We start from the raw sequence: 17,441 nt of genomic DNA, 5'->3' as shown, positions 1-17,441 counted from the left end.
AATGATCAAGCAACTCATGAAAGTCGTGGGAATTGTCGCGGCGGTGGGTCTTGCCGTACTGGGAGGCGAAGTCCTCCGCGGACCGACGCCGCTCCACGCCAGTGCCGAATGCGAGAAGGACTACTGTTACGACGGCTGGTTCGGTGACTACTGCAAGTCGGGGAACGACAACACCAAGTGCAATGCGTTGGGCGAGGATACCTGCATGACCGAGAAGTGTTCGGGCACGGAGTAGCACCGAGACGCCAGGGAGCGGACGTCTCGGCGTAGGCTGCCGCGGCTCGTTCCGGCTTCACCAGAGCACGGCCCGGCCGGCTCACCATACCCCGCGACAGTGCGGCAGCGATTTTGAACCCCTTTCGGCGGGCCGCGGCAACGAATGCCGCGAGTCCCCGACTCTGGGACGGCCCCCTCCCGATGTTCCCGCCCCAACCGGACACTCTGCCTTGAACCTCATGAACGCGAAACACGTGCGACACCGCCGAGGGCCGGCGTGTCTGTGGGCACTCGCCCTTGCGGCACTCCCCTGGCTGACTGCCTGCGGCGCATCGGCCGATGCGCCCTCCGGGGCCGTCCACCACCCGACCCGCGCCAACCTTCCCCTCCCCGCCCAGGTGGGGAACACCTTTCTCCCCGCCGCCCAAGAGCCGGGGAGCGACGCCGCCAGGATAGTGCAGCGCCTAGCGGGGGCCGCCCCGGAATTCTCGGTTGGCAAGGAAAAAGGGACGGCGGCGGAGATGCTGGGCGAGGTGAAGGGCGCTGCCTTCGACTCGTTGGGCAACCTCTTCGTCCTGGACGGCACCTACAACCGGGTGATGGTCTACTCGAAAGACGGACGGCTGTCCGAACAGTTCGGCCGGCCTGGACGGGGTCCGGACGAGTTCCTCAACCCCAACGATCTCGCGATCAGCCGGGGAAGGGTGTTCGTCGCCGACCGCGCGGGGGTTATGAAGGTGTTCCGGCGCGGAGCCGGCGGGTACGAGCTGGACCGCACGCTTCCCTCACTCTCGGCGGTGCAGGACGTGTGCGTGAGCGGCGACCACATGTACGCTGCCGGGTGGACGCCCGGTTCTCCGCACGTGGTCCACCAGCTCACGCTGGATGGCCGGCGGGTCCGTTCTTTCGGGCAGGCGTACCGTGACAGCAGCGAACTCGTTCAGATGATGATGAACAAGCTCGTCATCGGCTGCAACGCGTCCACGGGAACGGTGCTCGTGATGAACACGCACGTGCCGTACGTTTACGGCTACTCGCCCGAGGGGCGGCTCCTCTGGACTTCCCGGGTGCCGGACTGGAAGTCCATGGAACTGACCTCCTTCCACCGCGACGGCCAGGAGGACGCGTTCAAGCGCAAGTCGACGGGCGAGACGGACGCCGGGTGGAATTTCATCGATCTCGGCAATGAGCACGTCCTCTTCCAGGTGCTGCGGCGGAACCGCACCCCGGAGGGCACCACGTTCAAGCTGCGAAGCTACGTCGTCTCCGCGCGCACCGGCGCGGGCGCGTTCGCCGGAGACGCGCTTCCCCTGACTCTGGCGGGGACCGCGAACCGGTTCGCCGTGAGCGAGAACGCTCCCTTCCCGAGGGTGGTGGTCCATGCTGCCAAGAATTAACAGCATCTACACGCGGCTCGGGCTCCTCCTGGTGATCTGCCTGCTGTCCGGCACCGCGTCGTACGCAGGGAAGCTTCCTCGGGTGCAGAGCAGCTACGGGTGGCCAGAGCCTTCGGGCGCCCACTACACTCCGACGCCGCCCTCGGCGTCTGGAGAGCAGGTGCTCTTCGTGTTCGTGGGGTCCTCGGCGTGCAGGTTCTCCAGCGTGCCGGAGCTTCCCGGTCTGGTGGAGGATCTGAAGATGAAGGTCGCCGCCGAGGCGAAGCGGAGGGAAACCGGCTTTGCGACGATCGGGGTCGCGATCGACAGCGACTTCCGCAAGGGTGTGAACTACTTGAAGCGGTTCGGCTACTTCGATGAGGTTACGGCGGGGAACGGCCACTACAACTCCGCCTTCGTCAAGTACGTCTATGAAGACATGCCGGGTGACGCCGCCACGCCCCAGATCCTGGTGATCCAGAGGAGCGTCACGGAGAAGGACGGCGACGTGAACGTGACCTCCGAGCGGTTGCTGCGCCGTCTTCGCGGCGTGGCCGCGATCGCGCAGTGGGCCCGGGGTGGCGCCGCGCTGCCGAGTAGCTGAGCCGTACCCGCCTGGGTGCGGAGAGACCCGGAGGCACGGAGATCCGCTCTCCGTGCCTCCGGGTCTTTTTGTCGGGCGGGCGGGGAAAGTGCGTGAGCGGCCCGGTGCCTCCTGAGCCGGGCGCACTCACGCACTTACGCACTTACGCACCTCCCCATGGACCGCAGAAGAGTCGACATCCCCCTGCCCACCGCGCCCGGCTTCCGGCCGGTGCCGTTCACGGGAGTGATCTACGTGATGAGCGAGGCCGCGCGCCTCGGCTACGCATATGGGCACCCGGACTGGTGCAACCTAGGCCAGGGGATGCCGGAGACGGGCGACCTTCCCGGCGCGCCCCCGCGTATCTGCGAGGTGGAGATCGCCCCCGCGGACCAGGAGTACGCGCCGGTGGCCGGCGTTCCCGAGCTGCGCGCCGCAGTGGCCGAGCTCTACAACCAGCTCTACCGCCAGGGAAAGGAGTCCAAGTACACCGCCGAGAACGTGTGCATCTGCGGCGGCGGGCGCCTTTCGCTCACCCGCACGGTGGCGGCGCTGGGCGAGATCAACCTGGGCCACTTCCTTCCCGACTACACCGCCTACGAGGAGCTGCTCGACATCTTTCGGCTCTTCACCTCCATCCCCATCCTGCTGGAGGGGAGCGAGGGGTACGGCTTCGACGTGGAGCGGCTGGAGCGCGAGGTGACGGGGCGCGGCCTATCCGCCGTCCTCCTCTCCAACCCCGGCAACCCCACGGGGCGCTCCATCCGCGGCGCGGAGCTGGAGTCGTGGGTGGATGCGGCGCGGCGGCTGGAGTGCACCTTTCTCTTCGACGAGTTCTACAGCCACTACCAGTGGGGCGCCCCGGAGGCGGACGGGATGGTTTCCGCCGCGCGCTACGTGGACGACGTGGACGAGGACCCGGTCGTGATCCTGGACGGCTTCACCAAGAACTGGCGCTACCCCGGCTGGCGGTGCACCTGGGTGGTGGGGCCGCGCTCGGTGATCGAGGGGGTCTCCAGCACGGGATCGTTCCTGGACGGCGGCGGCAACCGCCCCCTCCAGCGCAGCGCCATCCCCCTCCTGGACGCCGACGCGGTGCGCGCGGAGACGAAGGCGATCCAGGAAGTCTTCGGCCGCAAGCGCCGCGTCCTGGTGGACGGGCTGCGTGCGGCCGGTATGCGGCTGGACCTGGAGCCGGAGGGCACATTCTACGTCTGGGCCGACCTCGCCGACCTCCCGCCCCCGCTGAACGACGGCATGGGCTTCTTTCGCGCCGCGATCGAGGAGCGGGTGATCTGCGTTCCGGGCGAATTCTTTGACATCAACCCCGGCAAGCGCCGCAGCGGCCGCCCCTCCCGTTTCCGCACCTACGCGCGCTTCTCCTTCGGCCCCGAGGAGCGCTTCGTGGCCGAGGGCGTGCGCCGCATCCAGGCGCTGGTGGAGCGCGCGGCGCGAGGGGAGGTGGTGGTGGAGTAGGCCCTCACCCAGGCCCTCACCCCCGGCTCGTTACACTCGCCTGCCCCCTCTCCCGATAACAGGAGAGGGCTCCGCCCTCCTGTCATCGAGAGAGGGGGCGGAGATCATGGCCCCCTCCCCCCGGCCCCCTCCCCCGCCTGCGGGGGCGCAGGGCGGGGGAGGGGGAGAACTCCGCGTGCGTTCGCGCGGATGCCCCGTAGGGTGCGCACCGCAACCCGCGTCCCCGAGACCGCTTCAGCGGTCTTCGCGTAGTTCCAGCCGGGGGATTCATCCCCCGGCGGCGGGGCCGACCCATTGCCGTCCCGCACCAATCCCGCCCACCCCGAGCCTGCGAAGGCAGGCTTCCCGCGGTTGTTGCAGCGGTTTCAACCGCCGGGCTCCCCCCACCCCTCCAGCACCTCATCCAGCCGCCGGATCTCGCGGGCGGCGCCGAGGGCGGCGAAGCAGCCGCGGGCACGGTGCAGCGCGTCGCGGGCCTCGTCGCGGCGGCCCTGCTCCCAGCGCAGGCGGGCGATGGCGCCCAGGATCTCGGCGCGCTCCAGCTCGTGGCCCTCGCCAGCCACGAGCATGGCGGCATCGGCCAGCTCGCGGTCCGCGGCGGCGAAGTCGCCCTCCAGGCGCGCGATGACGGCGCGGAAGCGGCGCACCCCGGCCAGCGTGCCGCGGTCGTCCAGCGGACCCGCCAGCTCCTCGGCGCGGTCCAGCGTGGCGCGGGCGCGGCGCAGCTCGCCCATCTGGATCAGCGGCTCGGCGCGGTTCAGGTACAGGCGCGTGGCGGCGGGACGGTGCCCGATCCGCTCCGCCACGTCCAGCGCGCGGTCCATGTACAGCTCCGCCTCCAGCCACTCGCGCAGATCCGCGCACACCATCCCCAGGTTGTTGTACGCCATCATCGCCGCGGTGCGGTCGCCGGAGCGGATGGTGGACGCGATGCACTCCAGGTAGAGCGCCCGCGCCTCGGCCAGCTCGCCGTGGATGTTGGCGATCACCCCCAGGTTCTGGCACACCAGCCCGGTGAGCTCGTCGTCGCGCACGGCGCGCGCACGCGCCAGCGCATCGCGGTAGAGCGCCGCGGCGCGGGGCAGCTCCTCGCGGGTGTAGAGGAGGAGCGCACGAACGTTGACGGCCCGGGCCGCCGCGCGCGCCAGGCCGCAGCGCTCCGCGATCTCGAAGCTCAGCTCCGCCAGCTCTTCGGCCTCCTCCACGCTGCCGAGCCCGCCGCGCACGCTGGCCTGCCGCCGCAGCGCGTCCACCGCGGCGGAGGGGTCGCGCTCCGCCAGCGCGCGGCGGAAGAGGGCCGCGTACAGCCGGTCCGCCTCCTTCCACCGGCCGGCCACCTCCAGCTCCTTGCCGCGCGCCGCCAGCGCGGAAAGGGGCTCGGACATCGCTTGCGGAACTTCCACGGCAGACATCACGCTACGCCCGCGGTTCAGTTGGATCCCACCAGGTACCCGCTGAGGGACGGGAGCTCGGCGGTCAGGACGCGCGGCTCGCCCTGTACGGGAAGGCTGGAAACCGCTTTGAGCGAGCCGTCGCGCTCCTGGCGCAGGATCGTCGGAGAGGCCAGCCTCCCGTATTCCTCCGGGGTGCATTGCTGCGCGCTGATGCGGAGCGTGGCGCGCCGGCCGTTCAGGAAGCTGTAGCTCTCCTGCCCGCGCACGTGCGCCTCCACCCCCACCCGCGGGGCCGGCAGCGCGGTGAGGATGAAGACCGTCCCCGGCTGCGCCGCGCCCGCGGGCACCTGCAGCACGTGCTGTCCGGCGGCGCCGCGCACCTGCAGCGTGGCGCTCCCCGCATCGTTGGCGACGACGGAGTCGGTCCCGGCCGGCCCCGCGGTGCTCGCGCACTGGGCGATGTACGGGCCGCGGGCGACGGGGTTGTTGGACCCGTTGCACGCGGCGAGGAGCAGCGAGGCGAGAATGGCGCGATGAAGGGTACGCATAGTGGAATCCGGTGGGAAAAGGGGAGGAGAAGGCGCCCCGCGGGGCGGGTCCTAGTCGTCGTGGCGCGGGGGGAGCACGCCGGGGATGCGGAGGATGAAGGTCGATCCGGCGCCCACCTCGCTCTCCACGCGCAGGTCGCCGCCCAGCAGGCGCGCCAGCTTTCGCGAGATGGGGAGCCCCAGCCCCGTCCCCTCCGAGCCGGGGAGCTGATGGAACTCCTCGAAGATGCGGTCCAGGTGCTCGGCGGGGATGCCGCGCCCCGTGTCGGAGACGCGTAGCTCCATCCACTCCCCATCCGCGCGCGCGGCGAGCACCACCTCGCCGTCGGGCGTGAACTTGATGGCGTTGGAGAGGAGGTTGGTGAGGATCTGCTTCACCCGCCTCGAGTCGGTGCGCAGGACCGGCGCGCCCTCCCCCGGCTCGGAGCGGAGGCGCAGGCCGCGGGCGCTGGCGAGCGGCTCCGCCACGGCGATGGACGCATCCATCAGCTCGCGCAGGGGGCAGGGCTCCAGCGACGCCTCCATCCGCCCCGCGTCCAGCTTGGCGAAGTCCAGCAGGTCGTTGATCAGCTCCATCAGGGTCAGCGTGGCGGTCCGCGACCTCTCCAGGTAGAGCTTCGCCCGGTCCGGAAGCGGGCCCGCCGCCCCGCGCAGCAGGAGGTCGCCGTACCCCTTCACGGAGTTGATGGGGGTGCGCAGCTCGTGGCTCACCATGTTGAAGAAGCGCTCCTTCACCGCCGACAGCTCGCTCAGCTTCTCGTACGCGCCCTCCAGCTCGCGCGAGCGCTCTTCGACGGCGCGGTGGAGCTGCGCGTTGCTGATGGCGACGGCGGCGTGGCGGGCCAGCGTTACGGCGAGCCGCGCGTCCTGCCGGGTGATGCGGTACGGCTCGCGGTAGCCGATCACCAGCGCGCCGAAGTGCTCGCCGAAGAGGGAGAGCGGCACGCCCAGCCCCGCCCGCATCCCCTCCGTGGCGTGCAGAGTGAAGTCGTCCGCGCGCAGCTCCTCGCCGTCGCCCAGGTACACGGGCTTGCCGGCTTCCACCACGCAGCGGGCGAGCGGATCGTCCTCGGGGGAGGGGAGCGCCGCCTGGATGCCCACCCCCGCGCAGGCGCGCAGGTGCCCGCCCTCTCCCGTGCTGACGACGGCGTAGTCGGCGCCGAGCAGGGTGCGGGTGAAGCGCGCCACCAGCCCCACCACCTCGTCCGGATCGAGCGTGCGGTTGGCGGCGAGGCCCAGCACGTCGAGCGCCTCGGTCTCTTCGGCGCGCTCGCGCAGGCGGCTGCACTCCTCGCGCGCCTCCACGAGCTGCGTGTGCCGCGCGCGCACCGTCGCCAGCGTCTCGGCCAGCGGCGCCCACGCGTCCGGATCCTCGAACGCTCCCGCCGGGGCGGCCAGCAGGAGCGCGCCCTGGGAGTTGGCCAGCGGGAGCACCTGGATCTCGGCGCCAGGGAAGCGCGTCTCCATCTCCCTCCCCAGCGAGTGCGCGGAGTAGCTCTCCGCGACCACGGCCTGGGCCGCTACCCCGCGCACCCCGGCCCCCGCCTCCATCCCGCTCGGATAGGCGGCGACGCTCTCCGCGTCCGCGTCCACCCACAGCGCGCAGTGGAGGCCGAGCGCGTCGTGGAGCGACTCGGCGAGCGTCCAGAGCGCGCTCTCGGGGTCGTCCTGGCACCCGGCGCGAAGGGCGGCACGGAGGAGGTCCCCCTCTTGGGGGGGCGTGGAGCGTGGAGCTAGGGCGGAAAGCATGGTACCACCCGAGTGTGAGGATCTGCCGACGGGCGGTTTGGAGGGGCTACACGTTCCGTGCCGTGTTCGCCCCTTTGACGACGCCACGGTTTCCGGGTGGTGCGTAGATCGCAAGTGTTCGTTACTGATGGATTTATGCTCCCGCGACGGACACGGCTGTTTGCCGGGGCGTAAATTTGCGGCGGGAAGCTGCGGGGTGCATGCGCGCCGCTGGGACACGAGTGCCGCACCAGGTATCGGCGCGCGGGGCGGAAGGGCGGAGCGAGGCGGGGCACGGGCGGCCACGCGGGACCGCCCCTACGGGTTTTTGTGTGATGCGCGGAGATCGCGGCGGGGGAGAGGGAGGGCGGACACGCAGGTCCGCCCCTACGGGTTTTCGGTGCACATCGCGGATGGGTGCGCCGCACAGGTTCGCGCGACGGGCGGGGATGCACGCATCCGCCCCTCCCCCAGGCAGTTTTGGGGGAGGGGCCGCGAGGTGACGAGCGGGCGAGGGGGCCCGCCCGCCCGCACGCAAAAGAGGCCCGCGCAGCTGGTGCGCGGGCCTCTTGCCGGTTTTCGAATCCGTGCCGTCTAGTTCCCGCCCGTCGGGAGCCCGCGACCCACTGTGAGGGTGGTGTCGGCCGGCGCAGTCGTCCCGGACGTGGTGCTCGACGACGTGGTGGACTGCGGTCCGGTACTCCCCCCGCCCGTCACGTTCCCGCCCGTCGGAAGTCCGTCGAACGCCGGCTTCGCTTCCGGCGAGAACGGCGTTTCCCCGTCCGTACCACATGCCGAGGCGAGAAGAACCACCGCCCCCAGCACCATCGCAATGCGCGTCCCACGGACCATTGAGCCCTCCTTGGTACATCGTTTCCTGCGTGTGAAAATCAGTATAGCAGGAGGTGTGCCCAAGTGCTACGGCGGGAAACGGACGGTGGGGTGGGTGAGAAGCTAAGTCTCTACGGTCTGGAGGGTTGGCTCTGATTCGCGAAGCCGCGCGAGGCGATTGTCGATCTCCGCGACGTCTCGCCCGGCGCCCAGCCCCGCGAAAAGAGTGCGCGCTTCCGTGAACGCGTTTCGTGCTTGGGCCGTGTGCCCGCGCCTGCGGTGGAGCTCCCCCAGCTCGCGGAGCGCGGCCGCGCGCTCCACCTCCTGGCCGGGCCCCATGGCCAGATCCAGGGCCTGATTCAGCGACTCCTCGGCGCCGGCCTCGTCGCCCGTGCGCAGCGCCAGCACGCCCCGGTAGCGCGCCACGTCGGAGAGCACCCCCCGTTCTCCGATCTTCGCGGCGATCTCTTCGGCGCGGTTGAGCGATGCGAGAGCGCTTTCCGTGTCTCCCACCTCGATCAGCGGCTGCGAGCGGTTCGACAGGAGAAAGGCGAGGGCGGGGGAGTCGCCGATCCGCTCCGCGATCTCGATGCCGCGCGCGTAAAAGATTTCCGCTTCCATCCACTCGTGCAGGTCGCCGCAGACCATCCCCAGGTTGTTGTACGCCAGCGCGGCGCTCGCGCTGCTCCCCGAGCGCACGAACGAGCCGATGCACTCCAGGTACAGCGTGCGCGCCTCGCGCAGGTCGCCCATCAGGTTGGCGATCACCCCGGTGTTCTGGAGGGCGAAGCCGGCCAGCTCGTCGTCGCCCAGGTCCAGCGCCAGCTCATGGGCGCGAGCGAACAAGGCGTGCGCCCCCCTCCAGTCGCCGCGGGCGTGGCGGATGAGGCCGACGACGTTGACGGCGCGGGCGGCGGCGCGCGCGAGCCCGGCCCGCTCCGCGATCTCGCGGCTCAGCTCGGCCAGCTCCTCCGCCTCGTCCCAGCGCCGCTCGCGGTTGCGCACCCGCGCCTGCCCGCGCAGGGCATCGGACGCGTGCTCCACCGCGCCGGAGTGGAGCGATTCGCGGAAGGCGCGCGCGTACAGCCCGGCCGCCTCGTCCCAGTGCCCCAGCCGCTCCTGGTCCGACGCGAGCTGCGTGAGCCGGACGGGGGAGAGCGCCTCAGTCATCCGCCGGCACCGCGTGCGGAAGGCGCAGGGTGAAGACGGAGCCCTCGCCCGGCGTGCTCTTCACCCGCAGCTCGCCCCCCAGCAGCCGCGCCAGCTTGCGGGAGATGGGGAGCCCCAGCCCCGTGCCGCCGCTCACCCTGGAGCCCGGGACCTGCTCGAACTCGTGGAAGATGCGCTCCTGGTGCTCCGGCGCGATCCCGCGCCCCGTGTCCGCCACGTGCACCTCCACCCCCTCCGCCACCGGCTCGATGGACACGGTGATCCGTCCGCGGTCGGTGAACTTGACCGCGTTGGAGAGGAGGTTCAGAAGGATCTGGCGTACACGGTCCGAGTCGGTGGAGATCAGCGGAACGGCATCGGCCGACACCACCTCCACGGTGATCTCCTGCGCCACGGCGAGCGGCTCGACGGTGGCGAGCGCCTCGTCCACGATGGCGCGCACGCGTGCCGGGTGGCAGACGAGGTCCATCTTGCCGGCGGCGAGCTTGGAGAGGTCCAGCACGTCGTTCACCAGCAGGAGGAGCGAGCGCGTGGCCCGCTGCGCCCGCTCCAGGAACGAGCGCGCCCCCGCCGGAATGGGCCCCACGACGCCGTCCAGCAGGAGGTCCTGGTAGCCCAGGATGGAGTTGAGCGGTGTGCGCAGCTCGTGGCTCATGGAGGCGAAGAAGCGCTCCTTGGCCTCGGTGCTCCAGCGCAGCTCCTCGTTCGCGCGCTCCAGCTCGCCGCCGCGCTCGGCCAGCGTGCGGTGCAGGCGCGCGTTGCCGATGGCGACCGCCGCGTGCCCCGCCAGCGTCAGGGCCAGGCGCACGTCGCGCGGGGCGGGCTCGTAGGCGCGCCGGTAGCCGATCACCAGCGCCCCGAACGTCTCGCCGAAGAGGGAGAGCGGCACGCCCACCCCCGCCTGCATCCCCTCGGCGGCGTGGAAGGGCTCGGCGTCGACCTCTTCGCCCTCCAGCACCACCGGCTTCCCCGCCTCGGCCACGCGTAGCGCAAAGGGGTCGTCCGATTCGCCGTCGTGCGCACGCAGCCCCACCGACGCCGTGGTGCGCAGCGCCCCATCCAGCGCCGCCGTGTTGACGGTGACGTAGTGGGCGCCCAGCAGCGCGCGGGCGAAGCGGGCCACCAGCGCCAGCACCTCGTCGGGGTCCAGCGTACGGTTGGCGGCCAGGCCGAGCACGTGCAGCGCCTCGCTCTCCTCGGCGCGCTGGCGGAGCTCGTCGCGCTCCTCCTCCGCGCGCCTCAGCTCGTCCGCGCGCCCGGCCACCCGCCCGAACGCATCGGCGATCTCGCTCCACCCCTCGCCCTCCCACGCGGTGGCGGCCAGCGCCAGCGCGCCCCCCTCGCGGAGGGGGAGGATGCGCACTTCGCGCCCGTCCGCCAGCGTGACGCTCTCCGCGCCGCGCGCCACCCCCTGGAGCACCTCCTGGGGCGGGGGGCAAGCCGCGGGCTCGGCGCCCTTGAGCTCGCCCTTTGCCCCCACCCACCACGCCCGCCGGCGCGCCTCCGGCCCCGCCAGGGCGAGCGCAAGCTCGCGGAGCGCCGCATCGGGCTCTCCGCACTCATAGATGCGCAGCAGGGTGTCGCGGTGGGGCATGCCGTGGGGTACGAGAGGTGTCCCCGAAGGATAGGGGCAGGCGCCACGACGCGAAAGGGATGTTTGCGGCGGATGGCTGGCCGGGGGGGCTGGCCCGGACTGGCCCAGGCGAGTGAACTCGCGGCAACAACAGCACAAAGTCCGCCTTCGCGGACTCCCGGACGAGATCTCGGCCCGTCCCGAACGCCCCTACCCCGGGCTCCCTTCAGGAACCGCCGCCCCGCGCCCGAACCCCTGTAGGGGCAGCCCCGCGTGGCTGCCCGTGTCCGGCTACACGCGGAGGCCCGCTCCAGGAGCGCATGAATCCTCCACCTGCAAAAACCCGGAGTCCGCCTTCGCGGACCCCGGGTCAAATGCCATGTTCCCCAGCCGGCTTCAGCCGCCTTCGCGTGGTTCCAGCCGGGGGCTTCAGCCCCCGGCTAACCCGGGCTGCCCCCTACTTCCCAGCCCACACGTTGTTCCGCCGGTTCACGTCCAGAAAGTACTGCTCCGGGTCCAGCTCCACGCGGGCAACCGGGCCGTTCACCCGCACCGTGACCGTCTGCAGGCGGGTGGAGGGCTGCAGCCAGCGCTCCACCGGGATGGTGGCGCGGGCGGTGGTGCCGTCGCGCATCGTCACCGTCACGAAGGTGGGGCCGGGCGCCTGGCCGTAGTCGCGCACCGAGACGCGCACCGAGTCCGCGCCCGTCGACACCGCCGCGATCCCCTGGTCGAACGTCGCGTTGCGAAAGAAGTACGGGTACCAGAACCAGTCGAGGTCGCGCCCCGACACCCGCTCCATCGTGTTGAAGAAGTCCCACGGATACGGGTGCTTCAACTGCCACTCGTTCATGTAGGTGCGCATCCCGCGAAAGAAAACGTCGTCGCCCAGCGTCGCCTGCAGCGAGCGCATCAGGAGGCCCGGCTTGTAGTAGGCCGTGACGCCGTAGAGCACCGCGTTCTGCTGGTCGCCGTGCGTCATCAACGGCTGCAGGCGGGCGGCGGGACCGCTGGCCCCCAGCGTGGCGGCGCGCGGGTCCGCCCAGTGGTTGGAGCGCGGATAGTAGTCGTGGAACGCCAGCGCCTCCTGGTAGGTGTTGATCCCCTCGTCCATCCAGGGGAACGCGGCCTCGTCCTGGCCCACCATCATGGGGAGCCACTCGTGCCCCACCTCGTGCGCGATCACCTCGTACAGCCGCTCCTCCTGGCCGGTCGGCTTCCCCACGAAGACGAGCATCGGGTACTCCATCCCGTAGATCGGCCCCTCGCTTACGCTGATGTGCGGGTAGATGTACGGCACCATCTGCCGGCTCAGGAACTCGATCGACTGGTCCGCGTGGCGCACCGCGCGGTCCCAGAACGGCGCGCCGGCCCTGTACATGGCGTGCACCGGGATGTGGCGCGTCCCGCCGCCGGCCGTGGGGATGGTGCCGCGGGTGACGTCCCACAGGTAGCGGTTGGAGGTGGCGAAGGCGAAGTCGCGCACGTTCTCCGCCCGGAAGCGCCAGGTCACCTTGCCGCCGGTGCCGGCGAGCGTGGACCGCTCCAGGTCCGCCCGCGTCACCACGTGCGTCACCGAGTCCGTCTGCATGGCGCGGGCGAGGCGCGCGCGCGTCTCGGGCGCCAGCACCTGCTCGGGGTTCTGCAGCGTGCCCGTCGCCGTGATCAGGTACTGCGCGGGAAGGGTGAGCTGCACGTCCCAGTCGCCGTAGTCCAGGTAGAACTCGCCCTGTTCCTGGTACGGCGTCACGTCCTGCCCCACCACGTCGTCGTACACGGCGATCTGCGGATACCACTGCGCCACCTGCAGCACGCGCCCGCCGAGCGCGTCCTCGAAGCCGGTGCGCGGCGCCTGGGCCGGCGGCACCTTGAAGTTCCAATCGATGTCGAAGGCGATGCTGTCGCCCGCGGGCAGCGCGCGTTGCAGGAGCACGCGGGCCAGCGTGCCGTTCACCAGGTAGCCGGCGGTGCGGCGCCCCTCGCGCAGGTTGGCCTCGTAGTCCGGCTGCGACACCTCGCCCAGTGTCTGCCCCGCCACCTGGAAGCGAGTGATGGTGAGCCCCCCCGTCACCTGCCGGAACAGGTTCTGGTAGAAGTTCATGGTGATGACGGGGAGCGAGTCGGGCGAGTTGTTGACGTACACGATCCGCTCCGACCCCGTCACTCGCGGCGTGCGGGGGTCCAGCTCGGCGCGGATAGTGTAGCGCACCCGGTTCTGCCAGTAGCGCCGGCCGGGCGCGCCCGTCTCGCTGCGGGTGCCGCGCTGCACCGCCGCCTGGAACTCCGGCGGAGGGATCACGCGCTGCACGAAGGTGCGCCCCGCCGTGTCCAGCGCGGGCCCGGTGGGAAGCGGCCGTACGATCGGTTCCGCCACCGGCGCGCAGGCCCCGGCGATGGCGAGCGTGGCAAGGACAGCCGCGTGGCTGACGAAGTTCCTCAAGAGCGGTCTCCGCGTAAGGGTACGGGCGGGCAAGCCAGCCCAGGCGGATCAAAACGCGGGCCAGCGCCCGAATCCTATCCCGTCCACGCTCCCAATGTTCCTGCCACGAAGAGGGCGGCGCATCTCCGCGCCGCCCTCTTCTTTTTCTTTCCGTACCCCTCTGTGGCTCTGTGTGAGGCCGCTGTTACAGCACCAGTTCCATCTCCAGCTCCGGCGTGAACACCGTCTCCGGCTTGAAGCGGAAGCCGGCCTTCTCGTACGAGCGCACGGCGGGCCGGTTGCGCGGCTCCACCGAGAGCCAGAGCCGGTCGATGCGCATCGTGCGCGCCACCTGCGCCGTCAGGATGTTGACCTCGGTGCCGAGCCCCTGCCCGCGCACGGCCTCTTCCAGGAAGATGGCGTACTCGGACACGCCGGGCCGGTCGGTGGGCATGATCATGGCGTGCCCCACCAGCCGCCCCTCGTGCTCCACCAGGAGGTGCGTGCCGGCGCGGAGGATGGAGTCCAGCCAGCGCGCCACGCGGGGCGCCCCCTCCGGCGGGAGCCCCTGCGCCTCGCGCTTCGGGGTGAATTCGGCGTAGAACCGCTCCAGCGACTCGCGGTCGTCGGGGCGGTACGGACGTACGGCGGACAATCGGTTCTCCTTGTCGTACACCGCGGCGGGGAGCAGCCCCTGCGGGGTGGCGGGCGCGTCGGGTTCGGTGGGCACCTGGTTCAGAAGCCGAGCCCCCACCCGCGGAGGAGCGGGAGGGCCTGGCGGCGAAGCGATTCGACGGTTCGGCGGTTGGTCGCCTCGATCTCGGCGCGCCGCGGCACGGCGGGGAAGAGCCCCTCCGGGTCGCGCAGCCGTTCGGGGAGCAGGTCGGGCGACTCCCCCTGCCAGCGGTCGTTCCATGCGTGGGGGATGACGTCCGGCGCGGACTGGCCGGAGAGCGCGGCCCACACCAGCGCCCAGGCGCGCGGCACCGCCGTCCACACCGCGTACCCTCCTCCGCCCGTCGCGATCACCCGGCCGCCGCAGTGCCGGTCGGCCACCTCGCAGGTGATCCGCACCGTCTCCTCGTACAGCCGCGTGGTGGCGCGCAGGTGGGTGAGCGGATCGTACGTGTGCCCGTCGCACCCGTTCTGCAGCACGATAACGTCCGGCCGAAACGCGTCCGCGATGTCGGGGAGGAGGCGCTCATAGAGGCCGATCCACGAATCGTCTTCCGTGAACGGCTCCAGCGGCACGTTGAGCGAGTAGCCGTACCCCTCCCCCTCGCCCAGCTCGTCCACGAAGCCGGTGCCGGGAAAGAGGTAGCGCCCCGACTCGTGAATGGAGAGCGTGAGTACCTCGGGATCATCGTAGAAGATCCCCTGCACGCCGTCGCCGTGGTGGGCGTCGTAGTCGATGTACATCACCCGCGCCCCATGCGCCTCGCGTATCCACGCGATGGCCGCCGCCAGATCGCTGTACACGCAGAAGCCGGAGCCGCGGTCGCGGTGCGCGTGGTGCAGCCCGCCGGCGATGTTGAAGGCCCTCGTGTACTCGCCGCTCATCACCAGCTCGGCGGCGCGCAGGGTGGCGCCGGTCACCAGCGCGGTCACGTCGTGCATCCCGGGGAAGAGCGGCGTGTCGTCCGTCCCAAGCCCCCACTTCCAGCCATCCGCGGCGCGCGCGCCCGGCTCGCTGAAGCGCCGCACCGCCTCCACGTACTCCGGCGTGTGCACCCGCAGCAGCTCCTCCTCCGTGGCCTGGCGGGGTGCGACGATGCCGACGTGCTCCGCCTCCAGCAGCCCCATCGCCTCCATCAGCGAGACGGTGAGCTCCAGCCGCTTGGGGTTGAAGGGATGGTCGGGGCGGAATCGGTAGGCGGTGACCGCCGGGTCCCACACCAGCGCCGTCTTCACCGCGCTCAAGCGCCCTCCATCCGCCGCAGGTCGTTCTCCAGCGACGGCCAGCCCACGCGCGCCCCCGCCCGCTCCAGCGCCGCGATCGCCTCGCGCGGGTCGATGGTGGCCAGGTGCACCACGGCGGTCTTGCGCCCCTCCGCGTCCACTCCAGTCACCATCACGCTGTTGACGTTGATCTTCAGCTCCTCGCCGATCACCCGCATGGCGCGCGAGAGTTCGCCGGGGCGGTCGGGAAGGGAGATCTCCAGCCTCGAGGAGGGCCCGGAGGCGGTCAGGATCTCCACGAACGCCTGCAGGATGTCCGTCTCGGTGAGGATTCCCAGGAGCGCGCCCTCCGCATCCACCACCGGGAGCGAACCCACGCGATGGCGGCGCATGCGCACGGCGGCGTCCTCGACGGTGTCGAAAGGCCCCACGGTGATCGCGCCGCGCGCCATGACGTCGGCCACGGGCGTCCCCTCGACGGCGGCGACGTCCTCGGCGCTCTCCATCCCCAGCGGCGAGGGCATGGCGAGGCGCAGGTCGCGGTCGCTGATCATCCCCACCACCTCGCCGCCCTCGACGACGGGCAGGTGGCGCACGCGGTGCTCGCGCATCAGGCGGAGCGCCTCCCCCAGCGTCGCGCCGGCCGGCACCGCGACGGGGTCGCGGGTCATGCGGTTCTTTACCAGCAAAGTGCGTTAGTGCGTGAGTGCGTTAGTGCGTTTTGGCGCCGCGACCTCGTAGGGGCGTGATTCATCACGCCCGCGCCCTCCCGCGCGCCGCCGCCCGTTGTCCCCACCGCCACGCGGCCTGCCGTCCCCACCGCCATGCGTCCCGCCGTCCTCACCGCCACGCGGCCCGGCCGTCGGCACCGCCATCCTGTAGGGGCAGCCCCATGTGGCTGCCCGTGTCCGCCGCTGCGCCGCAGCCCGCATTCAGGAGCGAATGAAGGCCGCCGGAACAACGCGAAGCCCGCCTGCTCACGCATACGCCGGCGCGCATACCCACCATCCTGTCATCCTGAGCGACGCGCGACTCCGTCCTAGCCCGTGCGCAAGAGTATGGCGCGGAGCGAAGGATCTACTGCGCGTGGCGCGAGGCCCGTGGTACGTCGCCGTCCTCCTGCCACGCCGGCTAGATCCTTCGGTCGCCGCAGGAGTACGGCGCAGCGTAGACATCCGTCGGGCGGCTCCCTCAGGATGACAAAGGAATTGACGGCCCCACGTTCCACACCCCACCCCCGACGCACTCACGCACTCACGCACTCACGCACTCACGCACTCACGCACTCACGCACTCACGCTCACGCACTCACGCACTCACGCACTCACGCACTCTCACCCGATCACGTCCCCCGGCTCGCGCCCGCAGAAGCCGGGCCGCGTGGCGACGAGCGAGACGAGGCCGGCATCGTCGACCGCGAGGATGGCGTTCTGGCCCCATTCGATTCCGAGGCGTACGGCGGCGTCGAGGGCGGCGGGGCCGAGGAGGGCGGTGCCGGGCTCGTTCCAGCGCGGGTCGGGAGCGTGGGCGCGTGCGGGGAGGCACGGAACGCCCAGCGCCACCACCTGAGTGAGCAGGCGGCGCGCGGCGACGCGGTTCTCGGCCGCCGAAGCATGCACGGAGGCCGGGTTGTAGGCGGTGACGATGGCGGCGGGACGGAGCGGGCGCGGAGCGGGACTGCCGGGGGCCAGGCGGAGCGTGCCCCCGGGGACGCGGACCGACCAGGAGGTCTCCAGGTACGCCGCCCGCAGCGCCTCGTCAGGGCCGCACACGGGCGGAAGCGAGGGAGCTACAGCCGCTCTTCGCGGACCAGCTTCCCATCCGCATACACGCGCAGCACCGACGCAGTGCCGGAGTAGGACGGGTCCAGGAGCTGTGCGGTGAGGGCGCCGTCGCTGTTGTAGACCTCCAGCATGTCGCAGCGGCCGTCGCCGTTGCGGTCGGACCAGGCGCCAGCCATGCGCATGTCCTTGCCGTTGAAGCGAACGAAGCGCGCCTTGCCGCCCGCCACCCCCTCGGGACGCGCGCTCACACCGCTGGCGCCGCCGGCCAGCCAGCCCGCCTGCTGCCCCACCCACGCTTCGTTCACCTCGCCGGGAGCGGGCATGGCGGGCATCGACCTGCTGGCGGGCCGCCAATCCTGCGCCCGCGCGGGGCGGGCGGCGAAGGCGAGCAGCACGGCTCCGGCGGCCACGGCCGCGACGACGTGTTTGCGCTTCATGGGGACC

At 71.4% G+C, this 17,441-nt stretch carries 15 protein-coding genes; 4 read left to right on the top strand and 11 right to left on the bottom strand.

Features of this window, described 5'->3' with window-relative positions; all coding sequences use genetic code 11:
• Position 1: 1 nt before the first annotated feature.
• The 4 genes from VF647_18610 to VF647_18595 all read left to right on the top strand — a co-directional run bounded on the left by VF647_18610 (position 2) and on the right by VF647_18595 (position 3,651).
• Positions 2-235 carry a hypothetical protein gene (locus tag VF647_18610; protein HEX8454106.1) on the top strand — a complete coding sequence of 78 codons (234 nt, stop codon included), beginning with the start codon at positions 2-4 and terminating at the stop codon, positions 233-235.
• Between the two features lie 235 nt (positions 236-470).
• Positions 471-1,613: a 6-bladed beta-propeller gene (locus VF647_18605; protein HEX8454105.1), complete on the top strand. Its 1,143-nt coding sequence runs from the start codon at positions 471-473 to the stop codon at positions 1,611-1,613.
• Entirely contained in the window at positions 1,597-2,196 is a 600-nt protein-coding gene (locus VF647_18600) for a hypothetical protein (protein HEX8454104.1), read from the top strand. Before VF647_18605 ends, VF647_18600 begins: the two co-directional genes overlap by 17 nt.
• A gap of 156 nt (positions 2,197-2,352) precedes the next feature.
• Positions 2,353-3,651 (top strand): pyridoxal phosphate-dependent aminotransferase, encoded by a 1,299-nt coding sequence (locus VF647_18595; protein ID HEX8454103.1) that lies wholly within the window; start codon positions 2,353-2,355, stop codon positions 3,649-3,651.
• 365 nt (positions 3,652-4,016) lie between these two features.
• On the opposite strand, the gene VF647_18590 is transcribed toward VF647_18595, so the two are convergent.
• The 11 genes from VF647_18590 to VF647_18540 all read right to left on the bottom strand — a co-directional run bounded on the left by VF647_18590 (position 4,017) and on the right by VF647_18540 (position 17,434).
• Positions 4,017-5,036 (bottom strand): tetratricopeptide repeat protein, encoded by a 1,020-nt coding sequence (locus tag VF647_18590; protein ID HEX8454102.1) that lies wholly within the window; start codon positions 5,034-5,036, stop codon positions 4,017-4,019.
• A gap of 44 nt (positions 5,037-5,080) precedes the next feature.
• A complete protein-coding gene (locus VF647_18585; protein ID HEX8454101.1) occupies positions 5,081-5,593 on the bottom strand; it encodes a hypothetical protein in 513 nt (170 codons plus the stop codon).
• A gap of 51 nt (positions 5,594-5,644) precedes the next feature.
• A complete protein-coding gene (locus VF647_18580) occupies positions 5,645-7,342 on the bottom strand; it encodes a GAF domain-containing sensor histidine kinase (GenBank protein HEX8454100.1) in 1,698 nt (565 codons plus the stop codon).
• A gap of 933 nt (positions 7,343-8,275) precedes the next feature.
• Positions 8,276-9,322, bottom strand: a complete 1,047-nt coding sequence (locus VF647_18575; GenBank protein ID HEX8454099.1) for a tetratricopeptide repeat protein — start codon at positions 9,320-9,322, stop codon at positions 8,276-8,278.
• On the bottom strand, positions 9,315-10,916 hold the full coding sequence (locus VF647_18570; GenBank protein HEX8454098.1) for a GAF domain-containing sensor histidine kinase: 1,602 nt from the start codon (positions 10,914-10,916) through the stop codon (positions 9,315-9,317). Before VF647_18570 ends, VF647_18575 begins: the two co-directional genes overlap by 8 nt.
• A gap of 436 nt (positions 10,917-11,352) precedes the next feature.
• The gene (locus VF647_18565) at positions 11,353-13,335 is read right to left on the bottom strand and encodes a M1 family metallopeptidase (GenBank protein ID HEX8454097.1); all 1,983 of its coding nucleotides are present in this window, start codon (positions 13,333-13,335) and stop codon (positions 11,353-11,355) included.
• Between the two features lie 184 nt (positions 13,336-13,519).
• Positions 13,520-14,044: a GNAT family N-acetyltransferase gene (locus VF647_18560; protein ID HEX8454096.1), complete on the bottom strand. Its 525-nt coding sequence runs from the start codon at positions 14,042-14,044 to the stop codon at positions 13,520-13,522.
• A gap of 5 nt (positions 14,045-14,049) precedes the next feature.
• Positions 14,050-15,225 carry an acetoin utilization protein AcuC gene (locus VF647_18555; GenBank protein HEX8454095.1) on the bottom strand — a complete coding sequence of 392 codons (1,176 nt, stop codon included), beginning with the start codon at positions 15,223-15,225 and terminating at the stop codon, positions 14,050-14,052.
• A gap of 5 nt (positions 15,226-15,230) precedes the next feature.
• Entirely contained in the window at positions 15,231-15,884 is a 654-nt protein-coding gene (locus VF647_18550) for a CBS and ACT domain-containing protein (GenBank protein ID HEX8454094.1), read from the bottom strand.
• A gap of 663 nt (positions 15,885-16,547) precedes the next feature.
• Positions 16,548-16,985 carry a DUF3293 domain-containing protein gene (locus VF647_18545; GenBank protein ID HEX8454093.1) on the bottom strand — a complete coding sequence of 146 codons (438 nt, stop codon included), beginning with the start codon at positions 16,983-16,985 and terminating at the stop codon, positions 16,548-16,550.
• 17 nt (positions 16,986-17,002) lie between these two features.
• Positions 17,003-17,434 carry a hypothetical protein gene (locus VF647_18540; protein HEX8454092.1) on the bottom strand — a complete coding sequence of 144 codons (432 nt, stop codon included), beginning with the start codon at positions 17,432-17,434 and terminating at the stop codon, positions 17,003-17,005.
• Positions 17,435-17,441 lie beyond the last annotated feature (7 nt).

Source organism: Longimicrobium sp. (assembly GCA_036387335.1).
Lineage (GTDB): Bacteria > Gemmatimonadota > Gemmatimonadetes > Longimicrobiales > Longimicrobiaceae > Longimicrobium.
The sequence above is the reverse complement of the archived record's forward strand: the minus strand, read 5'-3'. Positions and strand labels throughout refer to the sequence as shown.